The sequence below is a fragment of the Spirulina sp. 06S082 genome (assembly GCF_034932145.1).
Taxonomy (GTDB): domain Bacteria; phylum Cyanobacteriota; class Cyanobacteriia; order Cyanobacteriales; family Spirulinaceae; genus CCY15215.
The window spans coordinates 13,794-39,915 of the sequence record NZ_JAYGHV010000384.1; the positions used below are offsets into that span (position 1 = coordinate 13,794).

The following is a 26,122-nucleotide window of genomic DNA, read 5'->3' on the forward strand; positions in this document are numbered from 1 at the left end:
ACAATTTTTTGCTTTTCAACTCAAAAAACATAACCGATTAGAATAAAGAGAATTAAGTTATCGAAACCGTGGGAATGAGCAAAAAATTAGCGTGGTTGTTGGGCGGATTGTCGGTTCTGGTGGCGATCGCCCCGATCCAAGCCTCAGAAGATACTATCAGCGATCGCGGGGTAAATGTTCGTCCCTTGCACGAAGCCCCCTACAATCTGATCGGGCGTAAAATTGGCCTCGGGCAAGTTGAAGTAGGTAGACCGGGAAAATTTGGTTTGGATAAAGCAGCCTCGAATCATCGATCGCTATCTCTCGCGGGAGTTTTTCATCGCGATCGCCAAGCAGCAGCCGATACCAATGTTGATGGTCATGCGGCAATGGTAGCAATGGTTATGGTTTCCGGCGATAAGCGAGTACCAGGAGTGGCACCAGGGGCGCGTCTGTACTCCTCTGCTGTAGGCTCCCTACGAGACGCAGGACAGCCGGAAGAATGCCTCGCTTCTCAGCACGTTGCCTTACAGAATACCGGAGACGTGCGGGCGATTAATTTTAGTTTTGGCGAACCTTTGCGACGAGATCCCCGCCCCAACCCTGTTTTAGATGGTAATGCCCTCCTAACCCGATGCGTGGATTGGTCGGCTCGAGTTCACAATGTCCTCTATGTTATCGCTGGAAATCAAGGCGGTGGCGGCATTCCCATTCCAACGGATAATTACAACGGGGTGAATATCGCAGCTTCTACCGTGAGAGAGGGCGTTTTTAATAAAGTCGATTTTTCTAACTTAAGTTCTCTGCCAGAAGGCATCGGACGCAGCTTAATTCTCCGCGAAATCAATACCGGAGGGCGGCGATCGATTAACCTAGTTGCACCTGGAAGCCATGTGGCCGTCCGAGACTTGGAGGGGGACGTGGAAGAAGTGCGCGGAACCAGTTTTGCTGCCCCTCACGTTGCTGGTGCCGTGGGAGTCTTGCAGGAATTCGGCGATCGCCAGCTTGCCAAGGCTGCCCCCAATTGGAGTTTAGATTCTCGCCGCAGTGAAGTGATGAAAGCAGTCTTGCTCAATTCTGCCGATAAAGTCCAAGATGCAGCCTTGGGGGTCGATCGCACCCTCTTCGATAAAGATAATAAAACTTGGCTGGATGGTGATGCCTATCAAAATCCGGAAATTCCTTTAGATATTCAAACCGGAACCGGACATTTGAATGTTTATCGTGCTTACCAACAGTTTAGCGGCGGACAAAATTCTCCCGATACTCCCGTACTTCCTCGCGGTTGGGACTATAACCGCGTTGAAGTTGGCAACTATCAAGACTATGCGATCGCCTCTCCCCTACAAGGCGGGAATTTTGCCTCTGTCACCCTAACTTGGCATCGTCAGGTGGAATTAAATGATGACAATGGCAACAATTTATTTGATGTGGGGGAAAACTTTCGGGATCTGGGTTTAAACAATCTCGATGTTTATCTCATGCCCGCCGAGAGTAACAATACTGCCACTGCGGTCTGTTCTTCAATCTCCAAAGTAGACAGCAGCGAACATATTTTCTGTCCCGTCCCCACCACCGGACGTTATAAAATTCGCGTTGTTCATCGTCAGCAAGTAAACGATCCCCTACAGGCTTACGGGTTAGCTTGGTGGACAATTCCTGCCCAATAATCGAGATTTAAGTTACACTGAAATTGTAACAATCCTTAACATTTATCGAAAAGCCATGACAGCCAACGTTGAAATTTACACTTGGAGTACCTGCCCTTTTTGTATTCGTGCCAAAGCATTATTACAACAGAAGGCGGTAGAATTCACAGAATACTGTATTGATGGCGATAATGCGGCTCGAAAGAAAATGACAGAACGCGCCAACGGGAAACGATCGCTACCACAAATCTTTATCGACGATCGCCATATTGGGGGTTGCGATGACCTTTACGATCTTGACAGACAAGGAAAATTAGATCCACTTCTGCAAGGTCAAGTGGCTTAAGCACTCTTTTAATCAAGATAAATACCTGTCCCTCAGATAGGTATTTTTTGTTTTTTGTGATAAATCAGAAAAAATTAGACGAAAGGAATTAATCTTTTAATTCAGACTAACTTGCAATCGTCCTCGAACAACTGCCCTTAATAAGCGATCGATCGCCCGTCTATCTTGTTCCTCAAGGGTTTCATCTAAAACAGCCGCCATTAAACCATAGCGATCGCCCAAAGTTAGAACTCCAGTATCGGCAGCAGAGGCCAAAATTTCCGCGATCGCCCCAGGAAGTAGTTGCATTTGCATCTTATTCATATCAATAGTTTCGACCTCTTGAATTCCCCCTTATGAGTATCCCTTTATTTTCCCCAAGCGGGAGTGATATATCCAGCTACTCTAATGTAAGCCTCATCAGTTCCGGAGATGAGAACAATTACACAAAAGCAGCGATCTCTATTGGTTTTTTATGTGATTAAGGCACGCAGGAATGGCGATCGCAGTCTTCAAAAACGCCGATCTCGATTACAAAATTTGGTGATGAATATCATCCGGTTGGCAACAACCAAACCTTGACTAGGCTTGGGTTAAAGCATTACGGGCGATCGTTTCTCGTCGCCAATCTAACCATTGTTGTAGAATAATGGCGGCAGCTTTGCGATCGATTGTGGCTTTATTACGAGATGGTGAAATATTTTGTGCTTTCATTTGTTCTTCCGCTTCCACCGAAGTCAAACGTTCATCCATATATTCCACTGGAAGAGATAAAGCCTCTCCTATACGTTTCCCATATTTTTGTACCTGTCGCGCTTGAAAACCGATCGCGCCACTCATCGAATAGGGCATCCCCACCACCAATAATTGCACTTGACGCTCTTCCACCAGCGTCTTAAACTGCTCCACATCTTTCACAAAAGAACTGCGAATTACTGTAGTTAAACCCGTGGCAATTAATCCTAACCCATCGCAACCCGCCACGCCAATTCGCTTTCTGCCCACATCTAAACCTAAAACTGATAGTTTCTCCATTCCTAAACCCGCTATGTTTCTTTAAAATACTATCATTCTGGAGAGGGGTTTGGAGAGGGGTTTGGAGAGGGGTTTGGAGAGGGGTTTGGAGACCAAACCCCTACTGTGAGATCGCGCCATCGGGCATAGTTGTTTTTGAGAGAATCGCCTGTTGCCAATTCACATCCTGCGATCGCGCTCCTCGCAAATTAGCTCCACTTAAATTAGTTTCTTGTAAATCTACTGTTTGCAAATTTGCACCCCATAAATAAGCATTTCGCAAACTGGCTTTATGTAAATTTGCCTCAGTTAAATTAGCTTTATTCAAATTCGCACCCGTTAGATCGGCTTCAGTTAAATTAGCTTCAGTTAAATTAGCTTTACTGAGATTCACCTCGCACAAATCCGATCGCAATAAATTGGCTTGCTCTAAATTAGCAGCCTGAAAATTAGCACGAGACATAAATGCCATGCGAATTTGAGCATTATTAAGATTTGCGACGCTTAAATTAGCACCGCTTAAATTAGCACCGCTCAATTTGGCTGCACTCAGATCGACTCCATCTAGATCGACTCCCTGAAGATCGACCCCATTCAAATAGGCTTCGCTAAGTGTAATACCATTCAATGTAGCCCCGCGCAAATTAGCCCCACTTAATCTTGCTCCAGATAAATTTGCCCAGCTAAAATTCACATTTTTTAAATTAGCTGACCGAAAATTAATACCTTGCAAATTTGCGCCGCATAAATTCACTCCTTCTAAATTAGCGAGCCGTAAATTAACGTGTTTGAGAATTGCACCGCTTAATTTTGCGCCTTTAAGAATGGATTTAACCAATTCTGAACCTGCTAAATTAGCTTTAGTTAAATCCGCATCTGTTAGACTCGATTCTCGAATTTTTGCAAAGCTCAAATCCGCACGAAAAAGAAAAGCTCTCGTTAAGTTTGCACCTTTGAGATTCGCGCGACTGAGGTTAACTGCGCCTAAATAAGCATCCGTTAAATCAATATCAGGAAGTTGCGCTTTTTCTAAATTAACTCCCATGAGATTAACCCTAGAAAAATCCCGTTCTCCTGCGGCGTAGCGATCGAGTAATTCCTGTCTATCCATTTTCCTCTCCTCGTCTCTAATTTCTTAAATTGTTTCTCTAAATTGCCCCGATCTCTAGTATCACTGATGGGAGGATATCTTTGTGTTAATTTTCTTGAATATTGCTAATAGCTTACTTTTTAGGAGTGAGCGATCGCTTTCATTAAAGACCATAATGCGAGAATTCCGTAAGTAATAATACTAATCCCCGAAAAGCGATTCAACCAGCGCAAATCCCCAAGACGGAAGGTGCTTTGCAGGCGATCGATACCAAAACTGAGGCACAACCACCAAGCAGCAGAGCCAGTAAAAACACCGAGAACCAAGAGTAATGCCTCTTGATAATTTCCTCCAGTATTCACCAGTCCCAACCCCGCAAAAATCCCGATAAAAGAAAGAATGGTGAGGGGATTGGTTAAAGTTAGGAAGAAAGTCGAAAAATAAGCGCTAGAAAAATTAGATCGCGTTTCTGTAATTGTTTCTTGCTTGGGTTTAGCGCAAAAAGTTGTCACCCCTAGATATAGCAAAAATAATCCCCCGATCGCTTGAAACCAAAAGAGGCGATCGACTAAAAAATTAGAGACAATCGTTAAACCAAATCCGGCGATACAGCCATAAACTCCATCGGCTGTTGCCGCACCGAGTCCAGAAATTAAGCCTATTAATCTACCATAGGTTAAGGTACGATGAATACACAAAACCCCGATCGCGCCAACAGGAGCCGCAACAGCTAATCCAAGAGAAAAGCCTTTTAAGAAAAGAGAAATATCCATAAGTTTTGTAAAACTAAAGATAAAACATTCTAATATTTAATTTACAAACAAAAATTGTTAAATTAAAGAATAAATTTAATTGATTTTGCGTTTTTATGGTAGAAAATTAAGGAAAAATACTCTTAAAACCTTAAATTTGCAAAATGCAGTTAGACGAGACAGACTGGCAAATCTTACAAACGTTGCAGCAGGAAGGCAGACTCTCTTTTTCAGAGTTGGGACGTAGGGTGGGACTCTCTTCTCCTGCTGCAACAGAACGAGTGCGAAAATTAGAGGATGCAGGTATTATTACAGGGTATTGCGCCCAGGTGAATGCAGAAGTGTTGGGATTGCCCTTAAAAGCCTTTATTCAACTAACAACAACCCCCGATCGCTATCCTCCCGCGATCGCAACAATGGAAGCATTACCAGAAATTTTGCGGAGTTATCACGTCACGGGAGACTCTTCTTTTGTTATTGAAGCGATCGCCTCCTCAATGTCTCATCTTGAAGCAATTATCAATAAATTAAGTCAATATGGACAAACCAGCACTTCGATTGTACTCTCTAACCCAGTTTTTAAGAATAGGATTGAACCTTCCCATTAACTACTCCAATTTAAAAAGAGGATTTAAGTATTATGAAAACCCCTCGCTTGCGAAAAAAAACACTTATTTCCTTTTTAAATTGGCAAGAAATTATCACTTGGGGGCAAAATCATTACCGCGATCGCGCTTTTAAGCAAAATGAACCTATTCCTATTCGTGCGGGTTTATTATATTTGGTACAATGTGGTGCAGTCTCTTTAACTGGCAATATCCGAGCCAATATATTGTCTCAAAAAAACAATCCAGAAGAAGCAAAAGAAACCTTTTTAGGTTTAATGGGGACAGGTTATCCATTTGAAATTACCAAAAATCCTCACTTTACCTTCAAAGCATCGGCTCAGGTCGATTCTACCGTAGTTCTTTGGATGTATTGGCACGATCTAGACAACTGGCCAAATTTTCGTTTGGAAGTCTTAGATTTCTTTCGCGATCGACACCAACGACAACTTTTATGGTTAACTGTTTTGGGTCAGCAACGGACAATCGATCGCCTTTGGGGGTTTTTAACGCTTCTGATTGAGGAATATGGTAACGCAGTAGATAAACGAATTTGTTTTCCCTATCCTTTAACTCACTTGCAAATTAGTAGCGCGATCGGTTCAACGCGAGTGACGGTGACTCGTCTCATGGGAAAATTGCGTCAACAAGGTTTAATTTCTGTTGAAACAGATAGTACGATTTGTTTGCTCGATCGCATTCCTTCCCATTATGATTTCCTTTAAGACTAAAACTCCTTGGCGATCGCCAGCTAGAAAAAACCAGATAGTAAGTGAAAGTGACTGAAAGTAATCAGATTGATTTAGACATGACTCAAACTTTTCTCCTAAAACCAACATCCCCCGATCGCAGTGTTGTCCATTATGGCATTACTTGGCAACAGTTTAAGCTCATTCAAGCCGGCTTTGCCGAGTCGCGAAATATTCGGCTTTCCTATTACGATAATACCATTGAAATTCTCATGCCAGGACGCGAACACGAATTTTTTAGTCGGTTGATTGGTTTTCTCATCGGGTTATTTTGCCTCGAAAAAAATATTGAATTTGAACCCCTTGGATCTACCACCCAAGAACGAGAAAATGAAGTTTCCCTCGAACCCGATGAATCTTACTGTTTTGGAGAATCTAAACCCCGTCCCGATCTGGCCATTGAAGTGATTTTTAGCAGTGGAAGTGCGAACAAATTAAAACGCTATCAGGTGTTGGGAATACCGGAAGTTTGGTTTTGGGAAGATGGTATTTTTAGTCTTTATCATCTGCGCGATCGCGACTACGAAAAAATTGAGAGAAGCGAAATTTCTGAATTAGCAACTCTCAAGATAGAATTGCTTTCTCGCTGCGTACTCATCGCGCAAACTTCTCGCTTAGAAGCCGCAAATACTTTCCGCAATGCTCTATAAAAATAAAAAAAGTGAAGAGAAACATCATTAATTATTTTATATGACTCAAACTCCTCTCCTAAAACCAACATCCCCCGATCGCAGTATTGTCCATTATAGCATTACTTGGCAACAGTTTAAGCTCATTCAAGCCGGCTTTGCCGAGTCGCGAAATATTCGGCTTTCTTATTACGATAATACCATTGAAATTCTCATGCCAGGACGCGATCGCGAATTTTTTAAAACCATCATTGGGATGTTACTCGAACTATTTTGCCTCGAAAAAAATATTGAATTTGAACCCCTTGGATCTACTACCCAAGAACGAGAAAATGAAGTTTCCCTCGAACCCGATGAATCTTACTGTTTTGGGGAATCTAAACCCCGTCCCGATCTGGCCATTGAAGTAATTTTTAGCAGTGGAAGTGCGAACAAATTAAAACGCTATCAGGTATTGGGAATACCGGAAGTTTGGTTTTGGGAAGATGGTGTTTTTAGTCTTTATCATCTGCGCGATCGCGACTACGAAAAGATTGAGAGAAGCGAAATTTCTGAATTAGCAACCCTTGAGATAGAATTGCTTTCTCGCTGCGTACTCATCGCGCAAACTTCTCGCTTAGAAGCCGCAAATACTTTCCGCAATGCTCTCGAAAACAATTCTAATTAGTAACTTGAAATGACTCAATTAGCTTATGGTTTTGGGTCGAGAATAATAGCCGATCGCAATTAGTTTAATCCATCCAAAATTTGGGTAAGTTTTTGCTGAAATTCTGCATATTTTTCCCAACTGACAAAGGCACTATAAATACATTGGTTGTCGCGATCGCCTAAAAAAATGTGCTGCAATTGATTGAGGGGATTTTTCCAAGTTCTCAAAGTGATTCCTTCTGGCAAATGAGCCACGATCTGGGATCGAGGAAAGTCTCGTGGATGGGCATCAAATACTCCTCCAGTAAACCTTAATTCTCGAATTAATTCTGTTTTAAAGGTCGATTTGGGAGGAAAAGTAATGATTGGATTTGACCAAAATGTTTGAATGAGAGAGATTAAACGGGGATGATTTTTGAGTTTGGGATGAGAGACGGGAATGGTAATAAACTGAATGCGATCGCATTGTGTTGCTCCAATAATAACTGTACCATCGCTTCCTCCGTCAATATCTCCTGCGATCGCAAGGGTGGGAATTTCTGCTGCAATTTCTTCAACCATTTCTCGCCGATTTGTGCTTAAATCTTTAGCAATACCCAGCCCTATTAAAGAAACATCTAACAAGTACCCTAAATCAGAGCCACCAATGGGAGAAGCAACTAAAACTAAGGAATGAACCCGCGATCGCCATTCGGGATGACGGTGCAGCAATTCTACCCAAATTAACCCCCCCATAGAGTGACCAATAATGCGCCAAGGAGTATTAGGATATTTTTGTAAAGTGGCGATCGCAATATCTTCAACTTTTTTAATGAGGGGTTCAATGCTCCACCAAGTTTTTAACCACCCCAAATTCGGTGCTATAATCCCTTCTGAAGGTGCAAGAGATTGAACTAAAGATTGAATGGGTTGATTTGTATCTGCCCAGCCATGTTGAGCAAATAAAATAAATAATGGGTGATTGTTACTCATTCTCTATTCCCCATTGATAATTGATAACTAACTGATAACTCAATTTAGCTCCAATCTTGTTTTTCTTCGCCATCGGGAGTGCGTCGATAGATATTTCCTTGACTATGAATCTCTCGCGATAAAGCAAATAACTCTTCTTCGGTTAAGCCCCAATCTTGTAGAATGCGATCGAGTTCCTGTTGTAGTGGTCTTGCACCTGGAAAGTTATGATAGCGAATGCGAAGACGTGCCAATTCAACGATATTATAATCGTTGCGTTCTTTTTTGATTTTTTCAACCACGAACATATCTAATTTTTCTCGAGGATGTCTTTGCTCCAAATTCGTCATGGCGATCGGCAAGAATATATTAATATTTAGGTTCATATCTTCCTAAATATAGCCGATCGCCAGATTTATTGAGACACCCAAGTGGCGATCGCGCGATCGTAAGCCTGTTTTTCCTCAGTATTGGCTTTACTGAGACAATCTGCATGAATGCACTTTAAACCCTCAATATAGTCGAGATCGCCAGCATAAAGCGGATTGCGACGAATTGATGCAATTAGCATCAATTGAGTGAGAAGAGGGAGCTTTTGGAATGTGTCGAAACGGTACTGCACGGGAAACATAGTTACAAGAAGAGCTAGTATTTGAGTCGAGTAATATCAATCTACTAATCTTGCTTCTGAATTTCCGGACAAAAAGACAACAAAAATAATTCGTTTTTTCCTTTTAAAAACGAATTATTCTTAGCTTTTATGGTGACAGTTTATTAATTGTCACCATAGAAAATTTTAACTAATCTCTAACACTTTTAAAGAAATCAATTGTATCTTTTAAAGCAATAACAAAGCGATCGATTTCGTCGCGGGTATTGTAAAAATATAAACTCGATCGCGCACTTCCCGTCACCCCTAAAATACGATGTAAGGGTTGGGTACAATGGTGTCCAGAACGAATTGCAACCCCTTCATGGTCTAATAGGGTAGAAAGGTCGCTGGCGTTTAATCCTGCTACATTAAATGCCGCTAATGCAGCCCTACCTTTACCCTCGCGATCGGGCTTTGGACCATAGGTTCGTAAATTGGGAACTTCTGCCAGTTTTTTAAACAAATATCCCGTTAATTCTTCTTCGTAAGCGTGGATATTGTCCATACCAATACCTGAAAGATAATCCACTGCTGCACCCAAGGCGATCGCCTCTCCAATGGCGGGGGTTCCTGCTTCAAATTTATGGGGTAATTCGGCACAAGTAAAGCGATCTAAAAATACATCTTGAATCATCTCTCCTCCTCCTAAAAAAGGCGGCATTGATTTCAATAAATCTAGTTTTCCATAGAGAAAACCGATTCCTGTCGGGGCGCACATTTTATGTCCAGAAGCTACCAACCAATCGCAGTCCATTGCTTGCACATTAATGGGTAAATGTGGTATACTTTGGCAAGCGTCGATGAGAACTTTTGCCTCGTATTGATGGGCGAGTTTGATGATTTCTTCTACAGGGTTAATACAGCCTAAAGTATTAGAAACATGAACGACTGAGACTAATTTTGTTCGTTCGGAAAGCAAGGTTTTATATTGTTCGAGATCGAATTCTTCTGTTTCTGTGAGTTGAACGTGCTTGAGAATTGCCCCTGTTTTCTGTGCTACAATTTGCCAGGGAATTAAATTACTGTGATGTTCCATGACAGAAACAATAATTTCATCCCCTGGTTTTAACGTATTTAAACCCCAACTATAGGCCACTAAATTAGTCGCTTCTGTGGCATTGCGCGTATAAACAATTTCATTGCGCGATCGCGCTTTTATAAAGCCAGCAACCTTATCTCGCGCCCCTTCATAAGCATCGGTAGCTTCTGCACTTAATGCGTGGGCTCCTCGATGAACATTAGCATTAATTTGCTCATAATAATCCCGCAAAACATTCAAAACCGCGTGGGGTTTTTGGGAGGTTGCAGCACTATCAAAATAAATTAAGCGCTTTTCATGGACATCTCGCGATAGAATAGGGAAGTCAACACGAAAGCGATCGCCGAGGGTTTTTTCTTGCAGTAGAGTCATGGGATTTAAAGAACAAATAGAGACTTAAAATGTACTTTTAAAATGTGCTTTTAAAATGTTCGACAAGCGATACATTGAGCAAGATTTTTTTGCAGTGAAGGAATGGGAATGCGATCGAGAACTTCTGCGGCAAAAGCATCTAAGAGTAAATTCCTCGCATTATCAAGATTAATGCCGCGACTTTGCAAGTAAAAGAGTTCATCTGTGTCAATTTGACTGACGGTGGCACCGTGGGTACATTTAACATTATCTGCTGTAATTTGTAGTTGCGGTTTAGTATCTACCCGTGCTTTTGGAGACAGCAGTAAATTGCGATTTAATTGGGCAGCACTGGTTAATTGGGCATTTTGAGGAACGAAGACTTTACCATCAAAAATGACGTGGGCTTTATCGTCTGCAATACACTTATGTAGTTGATCCGTTGTGCCGTGGGGATGATTGAGAAAAATAGCGCTATGAGTGTCGGAAATTTGTTCCTTGGCGATCGCCGTCAAACCATTCAAAAAAGTTTCCGTTTGTTCCCCTTTCTGCCAAACTCCTAAGTTATGGCGAGACACTTTTCCCCCGCAAGAAATGGCATTGCAAGTGTAGTGACTATTGCGTTTTTGAGAGACTGCTGTTTTGCCAATGTGAAAGCCATCTCCCGATTCTCGCTGGTTGCGAGTATGATTGATGCGGGCGTTATCTTGCACGAAAACTTCCGTCATGGAGTTAGTGAAATAAGGGCGATCGCTGGGCATATCGGGACAGTTTTCCTGAATCACCCCATAATGTTCGATGACCTGTAAACTCGCCCCCGTTTCGGCGACAATTAAGCCTCTCGGTTGACAAAAAGTTGGTGTTGTTTCTGGGTTTGTGAGGAAGAGAATATGAATTGGGGTTTCAACAATAACATTGCGTTTAGCCCAGGCGATCGCCACATCAGGAAATCCTGCCGTATTGAGGGCGGTAAAAACTTCTTTTTCCCCATCTTGATGCACGATATATTTCATCGCATCGTAACTATCTTCCAGAGGAAGCTGAGTTAAATTGCCCGCAAATACCCCTTCCGGTAATGCAGAAGTATCGGACAATTCTGGCGCATAAATGCCATTAATAAAAACAATGCGACTGTGGGAGGCTTCTGGGAGAATAAACTGCGCGATCGCATTTTCATCTACTTTAACCGGTTGGGCTGGGGAAAACTCGATCGCCAATAATGCCGATAGATCCGTAAAGCGCCAATCTTCATCCCGTCGCGTCGGTAAATGCTGCCGAACTACATCATAAGCTGCTTTTTGGCGCAACTCTTGTAACCAGCCAGAAATCTCAGGATAAGTTCTAATCGTTTGTCCTTCGCTATGTCTTAAAAGTTTGCCCAAATACTCATTATGAGGGCGATCGCGATCGACTTGAAGCGAAGAACTTGTAGGAATTTCGACAACCATTACACTCCCACCTCCACTAATGCCTCGTTATCGAGAAAATCATAACCTTTCTCTTCTAATTCTAACGCCAATTCTTTCCCACCACTCATCAAAATTTTTCCCGTTTGCATGACGTGAATGTAGTCGGGTTCAATATAATTTAACAAACGCTGATAGTGGGTGATCATCACCGTTGCATTATCGGGGTTTGCCAATTGATTAACCCCATTCGCAACAATTTTCAGGGCATCAATATCTAAACCCGAATCGGTTTCATCTAAAATCGCCAGAGAGGGTTCGAGAAGCGCCATTTGTAAGATTTCGTTGCGTTTCTTTTCGCCACCCGAAAATCCCTCATTAACGCTTCTTTCTAAGAAGCTGGCATTCATTTTCACCACATCTAACTTTTCTGCAACTAAATCTTCAAAGTCAAAGGCATCTAATTCTTCTTGTCCTGAATGTTTGCGACGAGAATTATAAGCAACCCGCAGAAAATCTAAATTACTCACCCCTGGAATTTCGAGGGGATACTGGAAGGCGAGAAAAATGCCCTTTAAGGCACGTTCTTCCGGTTCAAGGTCTAAAATATTTTCTCCGTGGAAAATTATTTCCCCTGCGGTGATTTCATAGTCGGGATGACCTGCTAATATTTTCGCAAAAGTGCTTTTTCCCGAACCATTCCGTCCCATAATGGCATGGATTTCTCCGGCTTTCACTTCTAAATTAACCCCTTTGAGGATGGTTGTTCCCTCAACATTGGCGTTTAAATTGCGGACGGATAAAATAACTTTGCTGTTCTCTTTAATCATAGGTAATTAGGTTGGGAAAGGGAAAAGGGGAAAAATGCGATCGCATTGGGTGGGCAATACCCACCCGATCCGATTATCCCACAGTTCCTTCTAATTTCAGACTCAATAATTTGTCAGCCTCAGCCGCAAATTCCATCGGGAGTTGATTAAAAACATCTTTACAGAAGCCACTAATCAACATAGATATCGCATCTTCGGAACTAATTCCCCGTTGGGCAAAATAGAAGAGTTGATCTTCACCAATTTTAGAAGTAGAGGCTTCGTGTTCAACCTTGGCCGTGTTATTCTGCACCTGAATATAAGGGAAAGTATTCGCTTCAGCTTTATCCCCGATCAACATAGAATCGCATTGAGAGTAATTACGCGCCCCTTTTGCTTTTGCACCCATTTTCACTAAGCCGCGATAACTATTTTGGGAATCTCCGGCTGAGATACCTTTGGAGATAATACGACTGCGGGTATTTTTACCAATATGCACCATTTTCGTCCCCGTGTCCGCCTGTTGTTTATTATTAGTCAGGGCGATGGAATAAAATTCTCCGACAGAATTATCTCCCACTAAAACACAACTGGGATACTTCCAAGTAATAGCAGATCCGGTTTCCACTTGGGTCCAAGAAATCTTCGAGTTTACCCCCTTACACAAGCCCCGTTTGGTAACAAAATTGTAAATACCTCCCTTGCCATTTTCGTCTCCTGCAAACCAATTCTGCACCGTAGAGTATTTAATGTCAGCATTATCAAGGGCTACCAGTTCCACGATCGCCGCATGAAGTTGATTGCTATCGTACATCGGCGCGGTACAGCCTTCAAGATAGCTCACCGATGCCCCTTCTTCTGCGACGATTAAAGTGCGTTCAAATTGTCCCGTATCGCCGTTATTAATCCGAAAATAGGTAGATAATTCCATCGGACAAGTTACGCCTTTAGGAATATAGACAAAAGACCCATCGCTAAAAACAGCAGAATTGAGGGACGCGAAAAAGTTATCTCCCGATGGGACAACAGTACCGAGATATTTTTGCACCAAGTCGGGATGTTCTTGTAATGCCTCGGAAATAGAGCAAAATATAACACCATCTTCGGCCAATTTTTCTTTAAAGGTAGTGCCGATGGAAACACTATCAAAAATAGCATCAACGGCAACATTACCCAGTCGCTTTTGTTCCGAAAGGGGAATCCCTAATTTTTCAAAGGTTTCGAGGAGGGCTGGATCGACATCATCAAGGCTATTAAGTTTTTCTTTACTTTGCTTGGGAGCAGAGTAATAAATGATATTCTGATAGTCAATGGGATTATAGCCAACGTGCGCCCAGTTCGGTTCTTCCATCTCCAACCAGTGTCGATAGGCTTTGAGGCGAAATTCAAGCATGAATTCCGGTTCATTCTTTTTCGAGGAAATCAAGCGAATGACATCTTCACTCAATCCCCGAGGGATACTATCGGTTTCGATATCGGTGATGAAACCGTATTTATAGGGTTGGTTGACGAGGGTTTTAACCGTTGTGGCGCTCATTGATGTTGGGTTCTCCTAGATATGCTCCGCTTGGCAGTGAGTTAAACAATAATTTGGTTGTTTAACTGATTATAGGCTACATTAACAACAAAGCTGTTGTCAAAGTCTGACACAAAATTTTTTATCTTTATTCTGTAGTCGCGATCGCCTGAGAAAATCATGACCGTAAGCCAGCATATTTCCACAAAGGAAGAAATCCTACAATATCTCCTCAAACAAGGTCAAGCAACGGCGCAGGAATTAGCCGAAGCCCTCACCATTAGTCCTCAAGCGACGCGACGACATCTCAAGGACTTAGAAACGGCTGAGTTGATCGAGTATAAATCAGTACAGGTGGGAATGGGTCGTCCCCAGCACTACTATTCTCTCAGTCATCAGGGAAAAGAGCATTTTCCCCATCGTTACGGCGAGTTTACCGTGTCGTTTCTCGATACGCTGATAGAAACTGTAGGAGAGGAACAAGTTGGGGTAATATTTCGCAAGCAGTGGGAAAGAAAAGCAGAGGAATATCGCGATCGCCTTGGCAATAGGTCTTTAAAGGAACGAATTGATACTTTAGTGAAGATTCGGCAAGAGGAAGGCTATATGGCAGAGTTACATCCGGTAATTGCTGAAAATGAGAGGGGAAATAATAAGAAAGAAGAGTATATTTTTGCCGAACATAATTGCGCTATTTCTGATGTAGCCGAGTCTTTTCCCACGGTTTGCGACCATGAATTAGAAATGTTTGAGGCAATTCTACCCGATTGTACAGTGGAACGAACCCACTGGATTAATGATGGGGAACATCGCTGCGGCTATTTGGTGCGATCGCGGTAGGAATAAAAGAATGTCGAAACCCAGATATGACCAAGAGGACAATAAATCTCGCCATGCAGCAGTCGATCCCGATTGTTGTGAAGAAATGGCACAAAAATATAGTTGGCGTTTAGTTGATATCGAACCGCTCGCAGGTGATATTCTAAAAGTTGATTGTGTTTTTGAGGGTGAAACCGAGTTTCCAGATTGGTACAAAGAGCAAGAAAGGAGGAAAAATTAAAATGCGTAAATGGGTTGTTTTTCGAGCAGAGAAGCGTCAGCCGGGCTGGGAAAATCGCAAATTACAGCATACTCAGTCCCTAACTAAAATTTTAGCAGAACATCTTGATTCTTCGGATAGTGATATTCCCGAGCCAGGTTATCGTCCTCCAGAATTTGTTAGAGTCGAACAGCTTTCCGATTCTCAATATCCTGCCGCAAACACTCATTATCGTCAAGGAGATTGGGAGGTAGTACGAGTTGAGACTTATACTCCAGAAATCCCTTTAGGCGAGTTCGATATGGTAGTCATTTGTTATTGTCAATATGCTCCCATTAATGCAGACCTCAAACCGATGCCCGATCGCCGAGTTACTGTTGATTCATTTGCCGGAGATGAGATGGCTTATCAAGATTGGTTGAAATCTCAAGAAAAGACGGCGATCGAGGTCTAGCCTCATGCGATATAGTTATAAATTCTTCTGTGAAAATGAAAAAGAGGTGTTTCAATGATTTTGACAAATAAAAAAATAAGTTGTTTCTGTTTTTTGATAATCTTATTAACCTCTCTATTTCTGCAAACATCCCATTCTAACTCAGAAATTGTAGATCGGAAATTGCAAAATGATGAAATAGAAGTTTATACAGATCAGAAATATGGGATTGTTATTGTTTCTTTTTCTAGCAGATTTGATTTGATATATCACCCAACAAAAGCATTACCATTAAAGGATATAGCTCAACATTTCGATTATCGTTACGTTATGAACGGTTCTTTTTTTGAAGGCGATCGCTTAAATGCTAAACACGCCGGATGGCTTTCAATATTAGGAATGAATCATTCGCTTGTTAAAGAAGACCCTCAACTATCTCATGTTGTAAGATACGATCCAAGCTCAGAAGCGATCGAATTTTTACCCCTTGAAGAATTTAACCCTTTAATATCCGATAATTATATTGAATTTCAGACAGGTCCTCTTATTATAAGAAACAACAAACTCGCGGAAAAATATATCAAGGAATCAATTAATGGACTGGGGGATTATAAGCGTGCTTTATTGGCTTACACCAACGATCAACAAAAATATTTCATAATCACAAAAGAAGTCGTTTCCTTAGACGATTTAGGAGAATATCTGCTAACTTTACCTATTTTTTCAGGAAAGATATTCAATGCTATTAATCTTGATGGTGGTCCGTCTGTTGCTTTATATTCCAAGGACTACCCAGAATTGAATTATAATGAAGAAGATAGATTACCAATTTTATTGACTATAGATTAAAAAAACGGCAAACGCAATGCTTATTTTAATCGTTCGAGACTGCGATTGGTTGATTCTGTAGAAATTTTGTATCCGAGTTGATTTGAATTTGTTTATATTGGTACGGGTTGAGATTATTGTTAGAGAAGCGCGATCGCCAATCAGTTCAGCAAACTACTGTATTAATATAGAAACCAAGGAAACGAGGGAAAGCGGTCATGTTATTCTATGAAAGGCGATCGCCAGCAACAAAGAGCTATAAAGTCACTCTTTCCCCTATTTTTCCTTCTTTTTGAAAAGTGATTGACAAAATTGTTAAAAACGATTATAATTCATTGGCCAAAACGAAGATTTTAGCATCATAAAGCTAGACTTCCCTAGCAATGTAACCCAAAGGTGGTACAAATGAACACTGCTGTTTTAGATAGTTATTTAGGAGAATTTACATTTCAAAAAATTTCTAAAATTCAGAAACCTTATCCTGTTAGCTCTTTTAAACTCCAAAAATTCACGATAGTAATAGAACACTTAACAGTTCTAGTTGAACAACAGTGGGATAAACTTCCCGATCTTGAACGTGAAGCTCTTATTGCTATTGTTTATGATGCGATCGAGTCATCGGAGAAAGAGAAAAACATAATTTTAAATTTCTGGAGACGAATATCATTTGCTTGGATGTTAATCAATAGCGGAGAAGAATCTTTTGTTGCCTATCGTAATGCCGTGCAGCGTTTTATAAACAGTGTACTGGATAAAGTAGAGCGATCGCATCCCGAATACGAATTACAAGTTTCTCAAGCCTTACAAGAGGTTTTAGAAGATTCACAAAATAGTCTAGTAATGACACAAGATGAGTTTGAAGAATGGCTATCAAACCTATAAAATAATATTATCTCAAAAGTTCCAACGGTCTGTTGGAGTTTTGAAAAAACGTCATTATAAAGGTAAAAAATCTCAAGAATTTTTTACAAAATTTATCTCTCAAATTGTTAAATCTTTGCGAGATGATCCTTTTATTTTCGGATCTGAGTCTGAGAATGTACCCAAAAGCTCCAAGTTAAGCAGAGAATTAGAATTCCAGAAATATTCTTTTAAAATGCCTAATTTAGAGGGTGCATCTGGATAAGGAAGATTAATGTATCTTGTCGATCGTGAGAAATGTGAAATAGAATTAGTTTGGATATATACTCATGAAGAGTTTCCTAAACGTCCGAGTGATAAAGACTTAAAGCAAATTCTTGATGCAATTCAACAGGCCAGAGAAGATGAAGATGGCGATCGCATTGAATCTCAAGATAGTGAAAAGGAACAAGAGTAGGCTCTGATTTCAATTTCTCCTTGTTCTTCTCTTTCTTTTATGGCACTAATTTTAGAGATTGTTTACAAAATCAATATTAAATTGATCAATACAGAAAATCTTCTTCGATATCGGGTAATAAGAGAGATTTATTCTCAATGCAGAACCAAGGAAACGAGGGAAAGCAGTCATGTTATTCTGTGAAAGGCGATCGCCGCCCGTAATTTACCTCCTAGGTTGTAGCGAGAGAATCTGTAGACTGACCCCCTCTCGGGATAATCTAGAAAATCTGCGTTTATCAAGAGCGCAGAATATCAATCGGATAGATTTTCAATGACTCTTAATCTCATAACTTGGGCAAATTCCCCTCCCTTCATCAACTCCCCACCCCTTCCTTGGATTTCTCATCAGTTCTTAGCCACCGCCGAAGAAGCTGCTGATAGTAGCCTTGTCCTCGCGGGAGTGCTGCTGAGTTTGGTGCTGATCTATGCGGCCAGCAAAATCGGTGGCGAACTTTGCGCCCGCATTAACCTACCCCCCGTATTAGGCGAATTAGTCGGCGGAGTCGTCATTGGCGTATCTGCCTTGCATCTCCTCGTTTTTCCCGAAGGAGGTTCCCTGGCTGGGGACTCCCTTATTATCCAATTCCTACAACTAACGGACAACCTCTCCCCCGAAGACGCGGGTACAGTCTTTGCGACCCAAAGTGAAGTTATTTCCGTCCTTTCAGAAATTGGCGTGATCCTGCTTCTCTTTGAAATTGGCTTGGAGTCAGAACTGCAAGAACTGATCCGCGTTGGACCCCAAGCCGCGATCGTCGCCGTCGTCGGTGTCGTCGTCCCCTTTGTCGCTGGGACTACAGGCCTAATGTTCATCTTCGGCATTAGCGCTATTCCCGCCATTTTTGCTGGTGCCGCCCTCACCGCTACCAGTATCGGCATTACCGCCAAAGTCCTCGCGGAAATCGGACAACTGAGTTCCAAAGAAGGACAAATTATTATCGGTGCCGCCGTCCTCGATGATGTTTTGGGGATTATCGTCCTCGCTGTCGTCGCCAGCTTGGTAAAAACTGGAGAAATTCAAATTACCAATATTGTCTATCTCATCATCAGTGCGGGGGCATTTCTGGTGGGGGCAATTCTCATTGGTCGTCTCCTCAAGCCTTTCTACACGGCTTTAGTGGATAACTTGAACACTCGCGGGCAACTGTTGATTGTTTCCCTTATTTTTGCCTTTACTCTCTCCTATATTGCCGCCGCCATTCAACTGGAAGCTATTTTAGGAGCATTTGCGGCGGGATTGATCTTAGCCGAAACCGAAAAGCGCAAAGAACTCGAAGAACAAGTGATCCCTGTGGCCGATATTTTCGTCCCGATCTTCTTTGTCGTTGTTGGGGCGAGAACTGACCTCAGCGTGCTTAATCCTGCTATTCCAGCCAATCGAGAAGGATTAATTATTGCAGCCTTCCTGATCGTTGTTGCGATTCTGGGTAAAGTAGTGACAGGATTTACTGTTTTTGGCCAGCCTGATTTGAATAAATTAGCGATTGGCGTAGGCATGATCCCCCGAGGCGAAGTAGGATTAGTATTTGCTGGAGTGGGTGCCGCCAGTGGCGCATTATCATCAGCAACTGAGGCAGCTATCATTATGATGGTGATTACAACTACGTTTGTTGCACCGCCTTTGTTAAGGGTCGTCTTCAAAGAGCCGCAAGCCGTTTCAGAAGATTCTTCTAAAACCTAATGCCCTCGTTCGTCGTTCCTTGGTGAGGAAAGAGGATTTTGAGAAAATATTGGTTATTTATTAGCATATTGAGCGTTCTGCTCTCTTGCTCTCCCGCAGAGGCTGCAAGGCTTCTGTTTTGGCGCTTCGATTCTTCTCAGAATCGCTTGGTTTTTACCACGGATAGCGACGTGCAGCCAAGCGCCCATTTAATTGACAATCCAACGCGCTTGGCGATCGATCTGCCAGGGGTACAGTTGGACGATCGCTTGACCCCTCAACGTATTGGCGGCGCGATCGCCAGCGTTCGGGTCGGACAAGTAAATCCAAGTACGGCACGGTTGGTTATCGAACTTGCCCCTGGTTACACGATCGATCCTCAAGGGGTCAATTTTCAGGGGTTATCGGCCACCCAATGGTCGGTGCAGTTACCTGACCCGGAACGTATTGTTGCAGCAGAGGTTGCGCCAGAATTGACCCCGATCGCCTATTCGCCGGAGTTACCTGACCCGGAACGTATTGTTGCAGCAGAGGTTGCGCCGGAATTGACCCCGATCGCCTATTCGCCGGAGCCCACCCCAGCCCCAACCCCCAGTCTCAACAAAAGCGATCGCCAACGCTTTCAAAGCACTCAAAATGGCTTTTACGTGCGCTTGGAAGAAACTGCAGCCGGTCGCGTTAACGTTGTGCATGGGGTAGACGGCCGACAAGTGGAAATCGACCTCGAAGGAATTGTTTTACCCGATGATTTGGTCTCTCGCTCTTTTCCTGTGAATCGTTTGGGGGTGCAACGGGTCGCGTTTTCTCAAGTCAGCGCTTCTCCCCCCCAAGCGAAAATCACCCTTGAGACGACGGGAGAACAAACAGACTGGAATGCGGCGTTGGGTCGCAATGGCCTGTCTATCGTCCCGATCGCCGGGGCGCAGGTTCGTCGCGATAATCCGCTTCCCCTCGAACCGCTAGAAAGTATTATTGTTCCCTCAGAACCCAGCAATAATAATACTCCTGTTGAGGCAACAACCCCTATTGCCCAGCGCGATCGCCTCGCTACCATTCGTTCGGTAGATTGGGGTCTGGGCAACCAGCTCTATATTCGGAGTAATGGCAGCATCAGAGGGTCGGTTCGGTGGGATAGCGATGCAGAAGCGTACATCGTTACTATTCCCAATGCTCAATTGGCAGAGGGGGTTCGCGGTCCTCAATTACTCGCCAACGGTCCTATTGCTGAAATGCGCTTGCGCCAAATCGATCGCACTAAAACCGTAGACATTCTTTTAAGACCCGCTCGCGGTATTGTGGCAGGAGAACTAAACCAACTCAGTTCTACGGTTCTCGCCCTGGCCCTAAGTCAAGAACGGACATCTTCTACTCCCATTCCTTCTCGTCCCCTGCCCCCTCGCGTTTCAACACCTCCGAGAAATGTCCCCCCTCCCCGCACAACTACCCCTCCCATAACTACTCCTCCCAGAACTACCCCTCCTCGTCCCATTAATGGTCGCGTTTTGATTACCATCGATCCTGGACATGGGGGCAAAGATCCTGGGGCGATCGGGATTGGTGGTTTGCAGGAAAAAGATGTGGTTTTACCCATTTCCTTAGAAGTTTCTCGCATTCTGCAACAAAATGGGGTTCAGGTGGTGATGACCCGCGATCGCGACTATTTTGTGAGTTTAGCAGGGCGGGCGCAAATAGCCAATCGCGCTCGTGCTGATGTTTTTGTGAGTATTCATGCTAATGCGATTAGTATGAGCCGTCCCGATGTCAATGGGGTGGAAACCTTCTATTATTCCTATTCGGGGCAGCGTTTGGCAAACGCCATTCAGTCCCGAATTCTGAGAAATATCCGCATTGGCAATCGAGGGGTAAAACAAGCCAGGTTTTACGTGCTTCGCAATACCTCTATGCCCTCGGCCTTAGTGGAAGTGGGTTTTGTGACTGGGCGAGATGATGCACCGCGTTTGGCGACTTCTGCTTTCCGATCGCAAATGGCGCAGGCGATCGCCGAGGGAATTCTTGAATACATTCGCGCAACTCGGCGCTAAGATTTGATTGTTTTAATGAATCAGAATGGGATATGAACGAATTCCAAACTAAACGTATTGGTGTTTTTGATAGTGGTGTTGGGGGATTAACTGTTCTTAATGAACTTTACCGACAGTTACCCAAAGAATCGATTCTTTATTTTGGGGATACGGCACGATTGCCCTATGGGACGCGATCGAAGGCGGAAATCCTCCAGTTTGTCCGAGAAATTCTAACTTGGATGAATGAAGTCGGGGTGAAAATGGTTATCATGGCCTGTAATACCAGTTCTGCCCTCGCTTTGGATGAAGTGCGATCGGAGTTTGATTTTCCCATTCTGGGCTTAATTTTACCTGGAGCGCGGGCTGCTGTTCAACAAGGCCGACGAATTGGCGCGATCGCCACCCCCGCTACAGCAGCCAGCAATGCCTATCGTCAGGCAATCCTAGAAATCGATGCCAATGTCAGCGTTTGGCAGGTGGGTTGTCCGGAATTCGTTCCTCTCATCGAACAAAATCGCCTTCGCGACCCCTATACCCGTCAAGTGGCGATGGATTATCTTCGTCCTTTATTAGAGAATCAAATCGATACTTTAATTTACGGATGCACTCACTATCCCCATCTTGCTCCCGTCTTGAAAACGATTTTGCCACCCCAAGTTCATTTGGTTAATCCAGCTTACTATGTTGCCAAAGCGGCAGCACGGGAACTTAAATTATTAGGGCTGGATCATCATGGGGCAAGGTGTTTACCCCATACCCGTTTCTGTGTTAGTGGCGATCCTCAACGCTTTTCCCAATTATCGCGACAGTGGTTGCCAGAACCCCCTAATACGGAAAAAGTCTACCTTTCAGCCACACGACTTGCATCAATGCCTCTGAATACGGTAGACTTATAGACCTCTATTTGAAACCTGAACAATCCAAGTTCTTAACTCTCGGATTGAACTCTATGTGGTGCTGGTCGTTCTGTTTTCTTCTTCCGTCCGGCCAGTGCCAACAAAAAATAAACCAGTAACAAGTAACCCGCCGCCACAAATAGGATAATCATAAGCTAACCTCCAACGCAATGCAAAAAAGTCGTTTAAGTTCGTTTCCTTTAAGTTCGTGGATTGAAATCTTGAAACTATTGCAAGTAATATTGCCAATAACAAGCAAATATAAATATTGCCTGATTCATAGATCGCAATCCCATCACCCCTTTGAATTTCTGCCTAAAAAACTCTAGCCAGAAATTAACAGCAAGTAACTGAATAATTTTTCAGTCCACTCTCTTTTAAAACCTCCGAATCAATGTTGTTTGTTTAGATAAACGAACTTATATAAGTCAACTTATCTAAACCAACATCTCAAAATTAGTTTTCAATGCAAGATTTGCAAAAATATCCGATCCTAAAAGTGTCTCTCAACAATCGAGACTCGCTTTCAATCTCGGCTTTTGCCTGAATTGTGTTAACCCATTACTCATACGTTTTTCAAAAAACATGATTCTCAAGAGTTCATACGAACAGGAGTGAAAACTCTAACGAAACTTTACCTCAAGGATTTAAGTGTTCTTTTTAGACTAGACTAATGCTGAGTTAACTATTAAATCAATATATGATTCAATTTTTCTCAAGTGCAACTCTAGCCTACTTTAAGTTTTCTCACCAATCCCTCTTAAAGAACTACTGCTTTTTGAATGTATTTTAGGTGAGACAAAAAATCGGGATAAAAAATTGTCTTTTCCTAGAGTAGTTATGGGTTATTTATTTCTCATATTGCCCAACACTGCAAAAGAGTGCAGGAAATCTTGGAAACCCTTAATATAAGATTAACACAACTAATCTCACTCGTGACAAATTTGGGAAAAAATTTTTTTATTTTCAAGTCTGCGAGATCGAGCTACAACTGAGGGGATACGATTGCTCCAATGATGAGTCAGCAAGTACAATTGGAACAAAAGCGAATTTTACAACTGGTGCGTGAAGGGAATCCGAAAGCGATCGCCTCGTTTTTCAATCATAAGCTCAAAACCAAGGGCATTCGCGCCAGAGTAATCTGGCAAAGCAATATTCTTGTTGTCACCCTAGAAGCGGAAGAGATTCCCGATCGCCAATTTAGCTTGGCTGTTATTGAAAAAGGATTAAAACGATTGCGAATTCCTGCCCTGGCTGGAGTAGACGTTATGGGCTATATTCAAGGTCGCCCGCAACCCTCTTGGCGCGATCGCCTACAGTTCGATAGTACCAAATTAGGGATCGATTTAGATTCTTGGTTGGAGTCAGGGTCTTCTCTCGATGACGCAATTGTTGAGTTTTCCTTGGAGGAAAAAACACCCCAAGAGATGGGACCGCGCGATCGCCCTGTTTCTCCACCGCGACCAGAAGAGAAATTTTTGGGTTTTCAAATTGCGATCGAAAATGCAGCTTTATTCCCCGTCGAAAATATTCAAGAGATCCTGCAAATTAGTCCGGCGCAAATTTTGGCGATTCCCGATATGCCAGAATTTATTTTGGGCATTTATAATTGGCGAGGAGAAATGTTGTGGTTGATCGATCTCGATCGCCAATTGGGATTGGGAGACTTGCAAAACTCCCTAGAAACTTCGCTGAATGTAATTGTCGCTAAAATTGAGAATCGAGTTCTAGGATTAGTAGTGAAACGAGTTGACGAAATCGAATCTCTCGTTACGGAAGGATTGCAATCTCCCGTTGGTTTATTTACCCCTGGACTGGAACACTTTATTTCTGGGTATTTACAACAAACAGGACGTATCGTTCTCAATCCCCAGACTATTCTGAATCGTGTTAATTAGCGGGGCGATAATTAAAATACGAATTATTCTAAGTATTGCTAAGTATTGCTAAGTATTAATAACAGGAATTTCAACCTATAGCCTCTGAGGAATTTCTGCTACAATGTTGTGTAGCTCGATCTGTCTGAGATCGAGTCATTTTGCTAACTTTTGCTAACTTGGGAGAACCTGCAATAAGAATCTGCTGGTTTTTTCTTTAGCGCGATCGTGGTTCAAGCATCTTGCAAGCATCTACATTTCTAAAGGATATAGAACACAAGTCCTAAAAAAACTGACGACTCCTGCCTCATGGAGGAGATATCCTCTGAATTCTAGAATAAATCCATCGGATAACTGACCCAAAATATCTCAAACCCAAACAAATGGGGCATCAAAAACCATGAGTACCATTCTAGTTGTTGAAGATAGCCGAACTCAGCGCTATATCATTTCTCAGTGGCTTGCAAGCAATAATTTTACTGTGACCTCGGCTAGAGATGGAATTGAGGCAATCCAAAAGATTAAAAAAGAGCGTCCCGATGCAATTATTCTAGACATTATCATGCCTAAGCTCAATGGCTATGAATTATGCCGCAAACTAAAGTCCCATCCCGCAACGAAACATATTCAAGTGATTCTCTGTTCTTCCAAGTCTACCGAAATCGATCGCTACTGGGGTTTGAAACAAGGTGCAGACGCATATCTCGTCAAACCGTTTAAGGCACATGAACTCATCACTACAGTACAACATTTACTCAATCTGGATGAATAAGAGCGGAGATTGGGGTAAGGAGTATTGTGTATTCTATCTTTTATGTTTCTGGAATTCCTTGCCAATTAACGTTTTTGGGCATTTGAGTCGAAAAATAGTAAAAAATTTTCCATTTCCCCTTGACAGACTTGTAATATGTATGTAGTATGTAGTCATGGGAATAGAAAAGGAGTGAAATCCAAAAGATTCTCAGTTTTTAAAAACTATTGCATGATTAGAAATCAGAATAGAGAGGCAAAGACAATGGTTCACGTTCGTTTTGAAGGTCGTTCTTATGATGTGGCCGAACGCCAAATTAATATTAAAACAGGTATGAATGATACGCAAGTGAAAGAGCGACTAGCACAGTATTTTGATGTCCACCGCGATCGCCTTTCCGATTATATCATCGATCGCCCGCAAAATGGAGATTTGATCGTTCGTCCCGAAGCCGTTTACGGTTAAAATTTGTCTCAGAATTGTTTCAGAATTGTTTACCTCTCTTGGCTGTGCTTGTCCAAATTGTACTTGTTTAAATGCCAAGATTTTGCTCCATGAGACCATACTTCGCGCCCCAACTAAATAGCTTACATACAAATTAGAGCAACTGGTTAGCTCGCTTGACAGTAAATCAAGAGAATGTAGGTTCGATTCCTGCATTTGTAGCCAAATGATAGCTTTTTGAACTTGCGCGAAGTAATCTCTTTTCTTTCATATTAATTTTGGGTTCTATGCGGTATTAAATACAATTTCTAACCCGCGCCCCAACTTCGTAAAGCCTACATACCTTGGTTAATCCATTGGTCGCAGGTTCGATTCCTCGCCAGCCGCGTTTATGCGGTTGTAGCTCAGTGGTAGAGCAATGGACGTATAAAAACAGCTTTGCAAACTTGCGCGGGTTCTCCAATTTTTGAGCCGCAACCTAACTTTAAAAGCCTACATACTTTAGATCAGTAATGATCTCGTGGGTTCGAATCCCACCAGATGGATTCCATCTGTGGCGGAGTGGTTGAACGCGATAGATTGTGAAAACAGCTTTTCTGACTTTTGCGGCTCTTAATTTCAATTTTGTTTTCCATTTTAAGAATATC

At 42.5% G+C, this 26,122-nt stretch carries 31 protein-coding genes and 1 tRNA gene; 21 read left to right on the top strand and 11 right to left on the bottom strand.

Features of this window, described 5'->3' with window-relative positions; all coding sequences use genetic code 11:
• Positions 1-74 precede the first annotated feature (74 nt).
• Positions 75-1,649: a S8 family serine peptidase gene (locus tag VB714_RS21515; RefSeq protein ID WP_323226740.1), complete on the top strand. Its 1,575-nt coding sequence runs from the start codon at positions 75-77 to the stop codon at positions 1,647-1,649.
• 55 nt (positions 1,650-1,704) lie between these two features.
• Positions 1,705-1,974: a glutaredoxin 3 gene (gene grxC, locus VB714_RS21520; RefSeq protein WP_323226741.1), complete on the top strand. Its 270-nt coding sequence runs from the start codon at positions 1,705-1,707 to the stop codon at positions 1,972-1,974.
• 96 nt (positions 1,975-2,070) lie between these two features.
• Here the strand turns inward: grxC and VB714_RS21525 are convergent, their stop codons facing one another.
• The 4 genes from VB714_RS21525 to VB714_RS21540 form a co-directional block, all read right to left on the bottom strand.
• Positions 2,071-2,277 carry a hypothetical protein gene (locus VB714_RS21525; protein ID WP_323226742.1) on the bottom strand — a complete coding sequence of 69 codons (207 nt, stop codon included), beginning with the start codon at positions 2,275-2,277 and terminating at the stop codon, positions 2,071-2,073.
• A 258-nt stretch (positions 2,278-2,535) separates the two neighbouring features.
• Complete coding sequence (gene ruvX / locus VB714_RS21530) at positions 2,536-2,988, bottom strand: Holliday junction resolvase RuvX (protein WP_323226743.1); 453 nt, start codon at positions 2,986-2,988, stop codon at positions 2,536-2,538.
• Between the two features lie 100 nt (positions 2,989-3,088).
• A complete protein-coding gene (locus VB714_RS21535; protein ID WP_323226744.1) occupies positions 3,089-4,078 on the bottom strand; it encodes a pentapeptide repeat-containing protein in 990 nt (329 codons plus the stop codon).
• Between the two features lie 119 nt (positions 4,079-4,197).
• Complete coding sequence (locus VB714_RS21540; RefSeq protein WP_323226745.1) at positions 4,198-4,830, bottom strand: LysE family translocator; 633 nt, start codon at positions 4,828-4,830, stop codon at positions 4,198-4,200.
• Positions 4,831-4,973: 143 nt separating this feature from the next.
• Between VB714_RS21540 and VB714_RS21545 the strand changes: the two genes are divergently transcribed.
• From VB714_RS21545 to VB714_RS21560, 4 genes are all read left to right on the top strand, one after another.
• Positions 4,974-5,417, top strand: coding sequence for an Lrp/AsnC family transcriptional regulator (locus VB714_RS21545; protein ID WP_323226746.1), 444 nt, complete (start codon positions 4,974-4,976; stop codon positions 5,415-5,417).
• A gap of 32 nt (positions 5,418-5,449) precedes the next feature.
• Complete coding sequence (locus VB714_RS21550; RefSeq protein WP_323226747.1) at positions 5,450-6,139, top strand: Crp/Fnr family transcriptional regulator; 690 nt, start codon at positions 5,450-5,452, stop codon at positions 6,137-6,139.
• A gap of 83 nt (positions 6,140-6,222) precedes the next feature.
• Positions 6,223-6,813: a Uma2 family endonuclease gene (locus VB714_RS21555; RefSeq protein ID WP_416309760.1), complete on the top strand. Its 591-nt coding sequence runs from the start codon at positions 6,223-6,225 to the stop codon at positions 6,811-6,813.
• Between the two features lie 40 nt (positions 6,814-6,853).
• Positions 6,854-7,459 carry a Uma2 family endonuclease gene (locus VB714_RS21560; protein WP_323226749.1) on the top strand — a complete coding sequence of 202 codons (606 nt, stop codon included), beginning with the start codon at positions 6,854-6,856 and terminating at the stop codon, positions 7,457-7,459.
• A gap of 59 nt (positions 7,460-7,518) precedes the next feature.
• Here VB714_RS21560 and VB714_RS21565 read toward each other — a convergent pair whose 3' ends face one another.
• From VB714_RS21565 to sufB, 7 genes are all read right to left on the bottom strand, one after another.
• Positions 7,519-8,412, bottom strand: a complete 894-nt coding sequence (locus tag VB714_RS21565; protein ID WP_323226750.1) for an alpha/beta fold hydrolase — start codon at positions 8,410-8,412, stop codon at positions 7,519-7,521.
• Between the two features lie 44 nt (positions 8,413-8,456).
• Positions 8,457-8,777, bottom strand: coding sequence for a DUF3288 family protein (locus VB714_RS21570; protein WP_239121527.1), 321 nt, complete (start codon positions 8,775-8,777; stop codon positions 8,457-8,459).
• A 29-nt stretch (positions 8,778-8,806) separates the two neighbouring features.
• Positions 8,807-8,962 (bottom strand): hypothetical protein, encoded by a 156-nt coding sequence (locus VB714_RS21575; protein ID WP_323226751.1) that lies wholly within the window; start codon positions 8,960-8,962, stop codon positions 8,807-8,809.
• Positions 8,963-9,191: 229 nt separating this feature from the next.
• Positions 9,192-10,454, bottom strand: a complete 1,263-nt coding sequence (locus VB714_RS21580) for a SufS family cysteine desulfurase (RefSeq protein WP_323226752.1) — start codon at positions 10,452-10,454, stop codon at positions 9,192-9,194.
• A gap of 50 nt (positions 10,455-10,504) precedes the next feature.
• Entirely contained in the window at positions 10,505-11,881 is a 1,377-nt protein-coding gene (gene sufD, locus VB714_RS21585; RefSeq protein ID WP_323226753.1) for a Fe-S cluster assembly protein SufD, read from the bottom strand.
• Entirely contained in the window at positions 11,881-12,669 is a 789-nt protein-coding gene (gene sufC / locus VB714_RS21590; RefSeq protein WP_204104877.1) for a Fe-S cluster assembly ATPase SufC, read from the bottom strand. The genes sufD and sufC overlap by 1 nt, the downstream gene beginning before the upstream one ends.
• A gap of 73 nt (positions 12,670-12,742) precedes the next feature.
• The gene (gene sufB / locus VB714_RS21595) at positions 12,743-14,185 is read right to left on the bottom strand and encodes a Fe-S cluster assembly protein SufB (protein ID WP_323226754.1); all 1,443 of its coding nucleotides are present in this window, start codon (positions 14,183-14,185) and stop codon (positions 12,743-12,745) included.
• 159 nt (positions 14,186-14,344) lie between these two features.
• Here sufB and sufR point away from each other — a divergent pair, with 159 nt between their 5' ends.
• From sufR to VB714_RS21670, 15 genes are all read left to right on the top strand, one after another.
• Positions 14,345-15,004 carry an iron-sulfur cluster biosynthesis transcriptional regulator SufR gene (gene sufR, locus VB714_RS21600; RefSeq protein ID WP_323226755.1) on the top strand — a complete coding sequence of 220 codons (660 nt, stop codon included), beginning with the start codon at positions 14,345-14,347 and terminating at the stop codon, positions 15,002-15,004.
• Between the two features lie 10 nt (positions 15,005-15,014).
• The gene (locus VB714_RS21605; RefSeq protein ID WP_323226756.1) at positions 15,015-15,224 is read left to right on the top strand and encodes a hypothetical protein; all 210 of its coding nucleotides are present in this window, start codon (positions 15,015-15,017) and stop codon (positions 15,222-15,224) included.
• Position 15,225: 1 nt separating this feature from the next.
• Positions 15,226-15,657, top strand: a complete 432-nt coding sequence (locus VB714_RS21610; RefSeq protein WP_323226757.1) for a hypothetical protein — start codon at positions 15,226-15,228, stop codon at positions 15,655-15,657.
• Between the two features lie 162 nt (positions 15,658-15,819).
• Positions 15,820-16,485, top strand: a complete 666-nt coding sequence (locus VB714_RS21615) for a phosphodiester glycosidase family protein (protein ID WP_323226758.1) — start codon at positions 15,820-15,822, stop codon at positions 16,483-16,485.
• An 82-nt stretch (positions 16,486-16,567) separates the two neighbouring features.
• A complete protein-coding gene (locus tag VB714_RS21620) occupies positions 16,568-16,696 on the top strand; it encodes a hypothetical protein (protein ID WP_323226759.1) in 129 nt (42 codons plus the stop codon).
• Positions 16,697-16,869: 173 nt separating this feature from the next.
• A complete protein-coding gene (locus VB714_RS21625; protein ID WP_323226760.1) occupies positions 16,870-17,346 on the top strand; it encodes a hypothetical protein in 477 nt (158 codons plus the stop codon).
• Between the two features lie 40 nt (positions 17,347-17,386).
• Positions 17,387-17,590: a hypothetical protein gene (locus tag VB714_RS21630; protein ID WP_323226761.1), complete on the top strand. Its 204-nt coding sequence runs from the start codon at positions 17,387-17,389 to the stop codon at positions 17,588-17,590.
• A 9-nt stretch (positions 17,591-17,599) separates the two neighbouring features.
• Positions 17,600-17,782: a hypothetical protein gene (locus tag VB714_RS21635; protein WP_323226762.1), complete on the top strand. Its 183-nt coding sequence runs from the start codon at positions 17,600-17,602 to the stop codon at positions 17,780-17,782.
• Between the two features lie 312 nt (positions 17,783-18,094).
• Complete coding sequence (locus VB714_RS21640) at positions 18,095-19,504, top strand: cation:proton antiporter (protein WP_323226763.1); 1,410 nt, start codon at positions 18,095-18,097, stop codon at positions 19,502-19,504.
• Positions 19,505-19,542: 38 nt separating this feature from the next.
• Entirely contained in the window at positions 19,543-21,525 is a 1,983-nt protein-coding gene (locus VB714_RS21645; protein ID WP_323226764.1) for an N-acetylmuramoyl-L-alanine amidase, read from the top strand.
• A gap of 32 nt (positions 21,526-21,557) precedes the next feature.
• On the top strand, positions 21,558-22,403 hold the full coding sequence (gene murI / locus VB714_RS21650) for a glutamate racemase (RefSeq protein ID WP_323226765.1): 846 nt from the start codon (positions 21,558-21,560) through the stop codon (positions 22,401-22,403).
• A 1,013-nt stretch (positions 22,404-23,416) separates the two neighbouring features.
• The gene (locus VB714_RS21655) at positions 23,417-24,301 is read left to right on the top strand and encodes a chemotaxis protein CheW (RefSeq protein WP_323226766.1); all 885 of its coding nucleotides are present in this window, start codon (positions 23,417-23,419) and stop codon (positions 24,299-24,301) included.
• 379 nt (positions 24,302-24,680) lie between these two features.
• On the top strand, positions 24,681-25,052 hold the full coding sequence (locus tag VB714_RS21660; RefSeq protein ID WP_323226767.1) for a response regulator: 372 nt from the start codon (positions 24,681-24,683) through the stop codon (positions 25,050-25,052).
• A 243-nt stretch (positions 25,053-25,295) separates the two neighbouring features.
• Entirely contained in the window at positions 25,296-25,496 is a 201-nt protein-coding gene (locus VB714_RS21665) for a hypothetical protein (RefSeq protein WP_323226768.1), read from the top strand.
• A gap of 127 nt (positions 25,497-25,623) precedes the next feature.
• A tRNA-Tyr gene (locus VB714_RS21670) sits at positions 25,624-25,700 on the top strand.
• Positions 25,701-26,122 lie beyond the last annotated feature (422 nt).

Bases quoted from the DNA above. Each gene is read 5' to 3' on its own strand.
- VB714_RS21535 (WP_323226744.1), bottom strand. From the start codon at position 4,078: ATGGATAGACAGGAATTACTCGATCGCTACGCCGCAGGAGAACGGGAT.
- VB714_RS21565 (WP_323226750.1), bottom strand. From the start codon at position 8,412: ATGAGTAACAATCACCCATTATTTATTTTATTTGCTCAACATGGCTGG.
- sufB (WP_323226754.1), bottom strand. From the start codon at position 14,185: ATGAGCGCCACAACGGTTAAAACCCTCGTCAACCAACCCTATAAATAC.
- VB714_RS21555 (WP_416309760.1), top strand. From the start codon at position 6,223: ATGACTCAAACTTTTCTCCTAAAACCAACATCCCCCGATCGCAGTGTT.
- murI (WP_323226765.1), top strand. From the start codon at position 21,558: ATGAACGAATTCCAAACTAAACGTATTGGTGTTTTTGATAGTGGTGTT.
- VB714_RS21605 (WP_323226756.1), top strand. From the start codon at position 15,015: ATGTCGAAACCCAGATATGACCAAGAGGACAATAAATCTCGCCATGCA.
- VB714_RS21625 (WP_323226760.1), top strand. From the start codon at position 16,870: ATGAACACTGCTGTTTTAGATAGTTATTTAGGAGAATTTACATTTCAA.
- sufD (WP_323226753.1), bottom strand. From the start codon at position 11,881: ATGGTTGTCGAAATTCCTACAAGTTCTTCGCTTCAAGTCGATCGCGAT.
- VB714_RS21665 (WP_323226768.1), top strand. From the start codon at position 25,296: ATGGTTCACGTTCGTTTTGAAGGTCGTTCTTATGATGTGGCCGAACGC.
- ruvX (WP_323226743.1), bottom strand. From the start codon at position 2,988: ATGGAGAAACTATCAGTTTTAGGTTTAGATGTGGGCAGAAAGCGAATT.
- VB714_RS21515 (WP_323226740.1), top strand. From the start codon at position 75: ATGAGCAAAAAATTAGCGTGGTTGTTGGGCGGATTGTCGGTTCTGGTG.
- sufR (WP_323226755.1), top strand. From the start codon at position 14,345: ATGACCGTAAGCCAGCATATTTCCACAAAGGAAGAAATCCTACAATAT.
- sufC (WP_204104877.1), bottom strand. From the start codon at position 12,669: ATGATTAAAGAGAACAGCAAAGTTATTTTATCCGTCCGCAATTTAAAC.
- VB714_RS21640 (WP_323226763.1), top strand. From the start codon at position 18,095: ATGACTCTTAATCTCATAACTTGGGCAAATTCCCCTCCCTTCATCAAC.
- VB714_RS21525 (WP_323226742.1), bottom strand. From the start codon at position 2,277: ATGAATAAGATGCAAATGCAACTACTTCCTGGGGCGATCGCGGAAATT.
- VB714_RS21655 (WP_323226766.1), top strand. From the start codon at position 23,417: ATGATGAGTCAGCAAGTACAATTGGAACAAAAGCGAATTTTACAACTG.
- VB714_RS21570 (WP_239121527.1), bottom strand. From the start codon at position 8,777: ATGAACCTAAATATTAATATATTCTTGCCGATCGCCATGACGAATTTG.
- VB714_RS21580 (WP_323226752.1), bottom strand. From the start codon at position 10,454: ATGACTCTACTGCAAGAAAAAACCCTCGGCGATCGCTTTCGTGTTGAC.
- VB714_RS21610 (WP_323226757.1), top strand. From the start codon at position 15,226: ATGCGTAAATGGGTTGTTTTTCGAGCAGAGAAGCGTCAGCCGGGCTGG.
- VB714_RS21550 (WP_323226747.1), top strand. From the start codon at position 5,450: ATGAAAACCCCTCGCTTGCGAAAAAAAACACTTATTTCCTTTTTAAAT.
- VB714_RS21560 (WP_323226749.1), top strand. From the start codon at position 6,854: ATGACTCAAACTCCTCTCCTAAAACCAACATCCCCCGATCGCAGTATT.
- grxC (WP_323226741.1), top strand. From the start codon at position 1,705: ATGACAGCCAACGTTGAAATTTACACTTGGAGTACCTGCCCTTTTTGT.
- VB714_RS21660 (WP_323226767.1), top strand. From the start codon at position 24,681: ATGAGTACCATTCTAGTTGTTGAAGATAGCCGAACTCAGCGCTATATC.
- VB714_RS21635 (WP_323226762.1), top strand. From the start codon at position 17,600: ATGTATCTTGTCGATCGTGAGAAATGTGAAATAGAATTAGTTTGGATA.
- VB714_RS21545 (WP_323226746.1), top strand. From the start codon at position 4,974: ATGCAGTTAGACGAGACAGACTGGCAAATCTTACAAACGTTGCAGCAG.
- VB714_RS21540 (WP_323226745.1), bottom strand. From the start codon at position 4,830: ATGGATATTTCTCTTTTCTTAAAAGGCTTTTCTCTTGGATTAGCTGTT.
- VB714_RS21575 (WP_323226751.1), bottom strand. From the start codon at position 8,962: ATGCTAATTGCATCAATTCGTCGCAATCCGCTTTATGCTGGCGATCTC.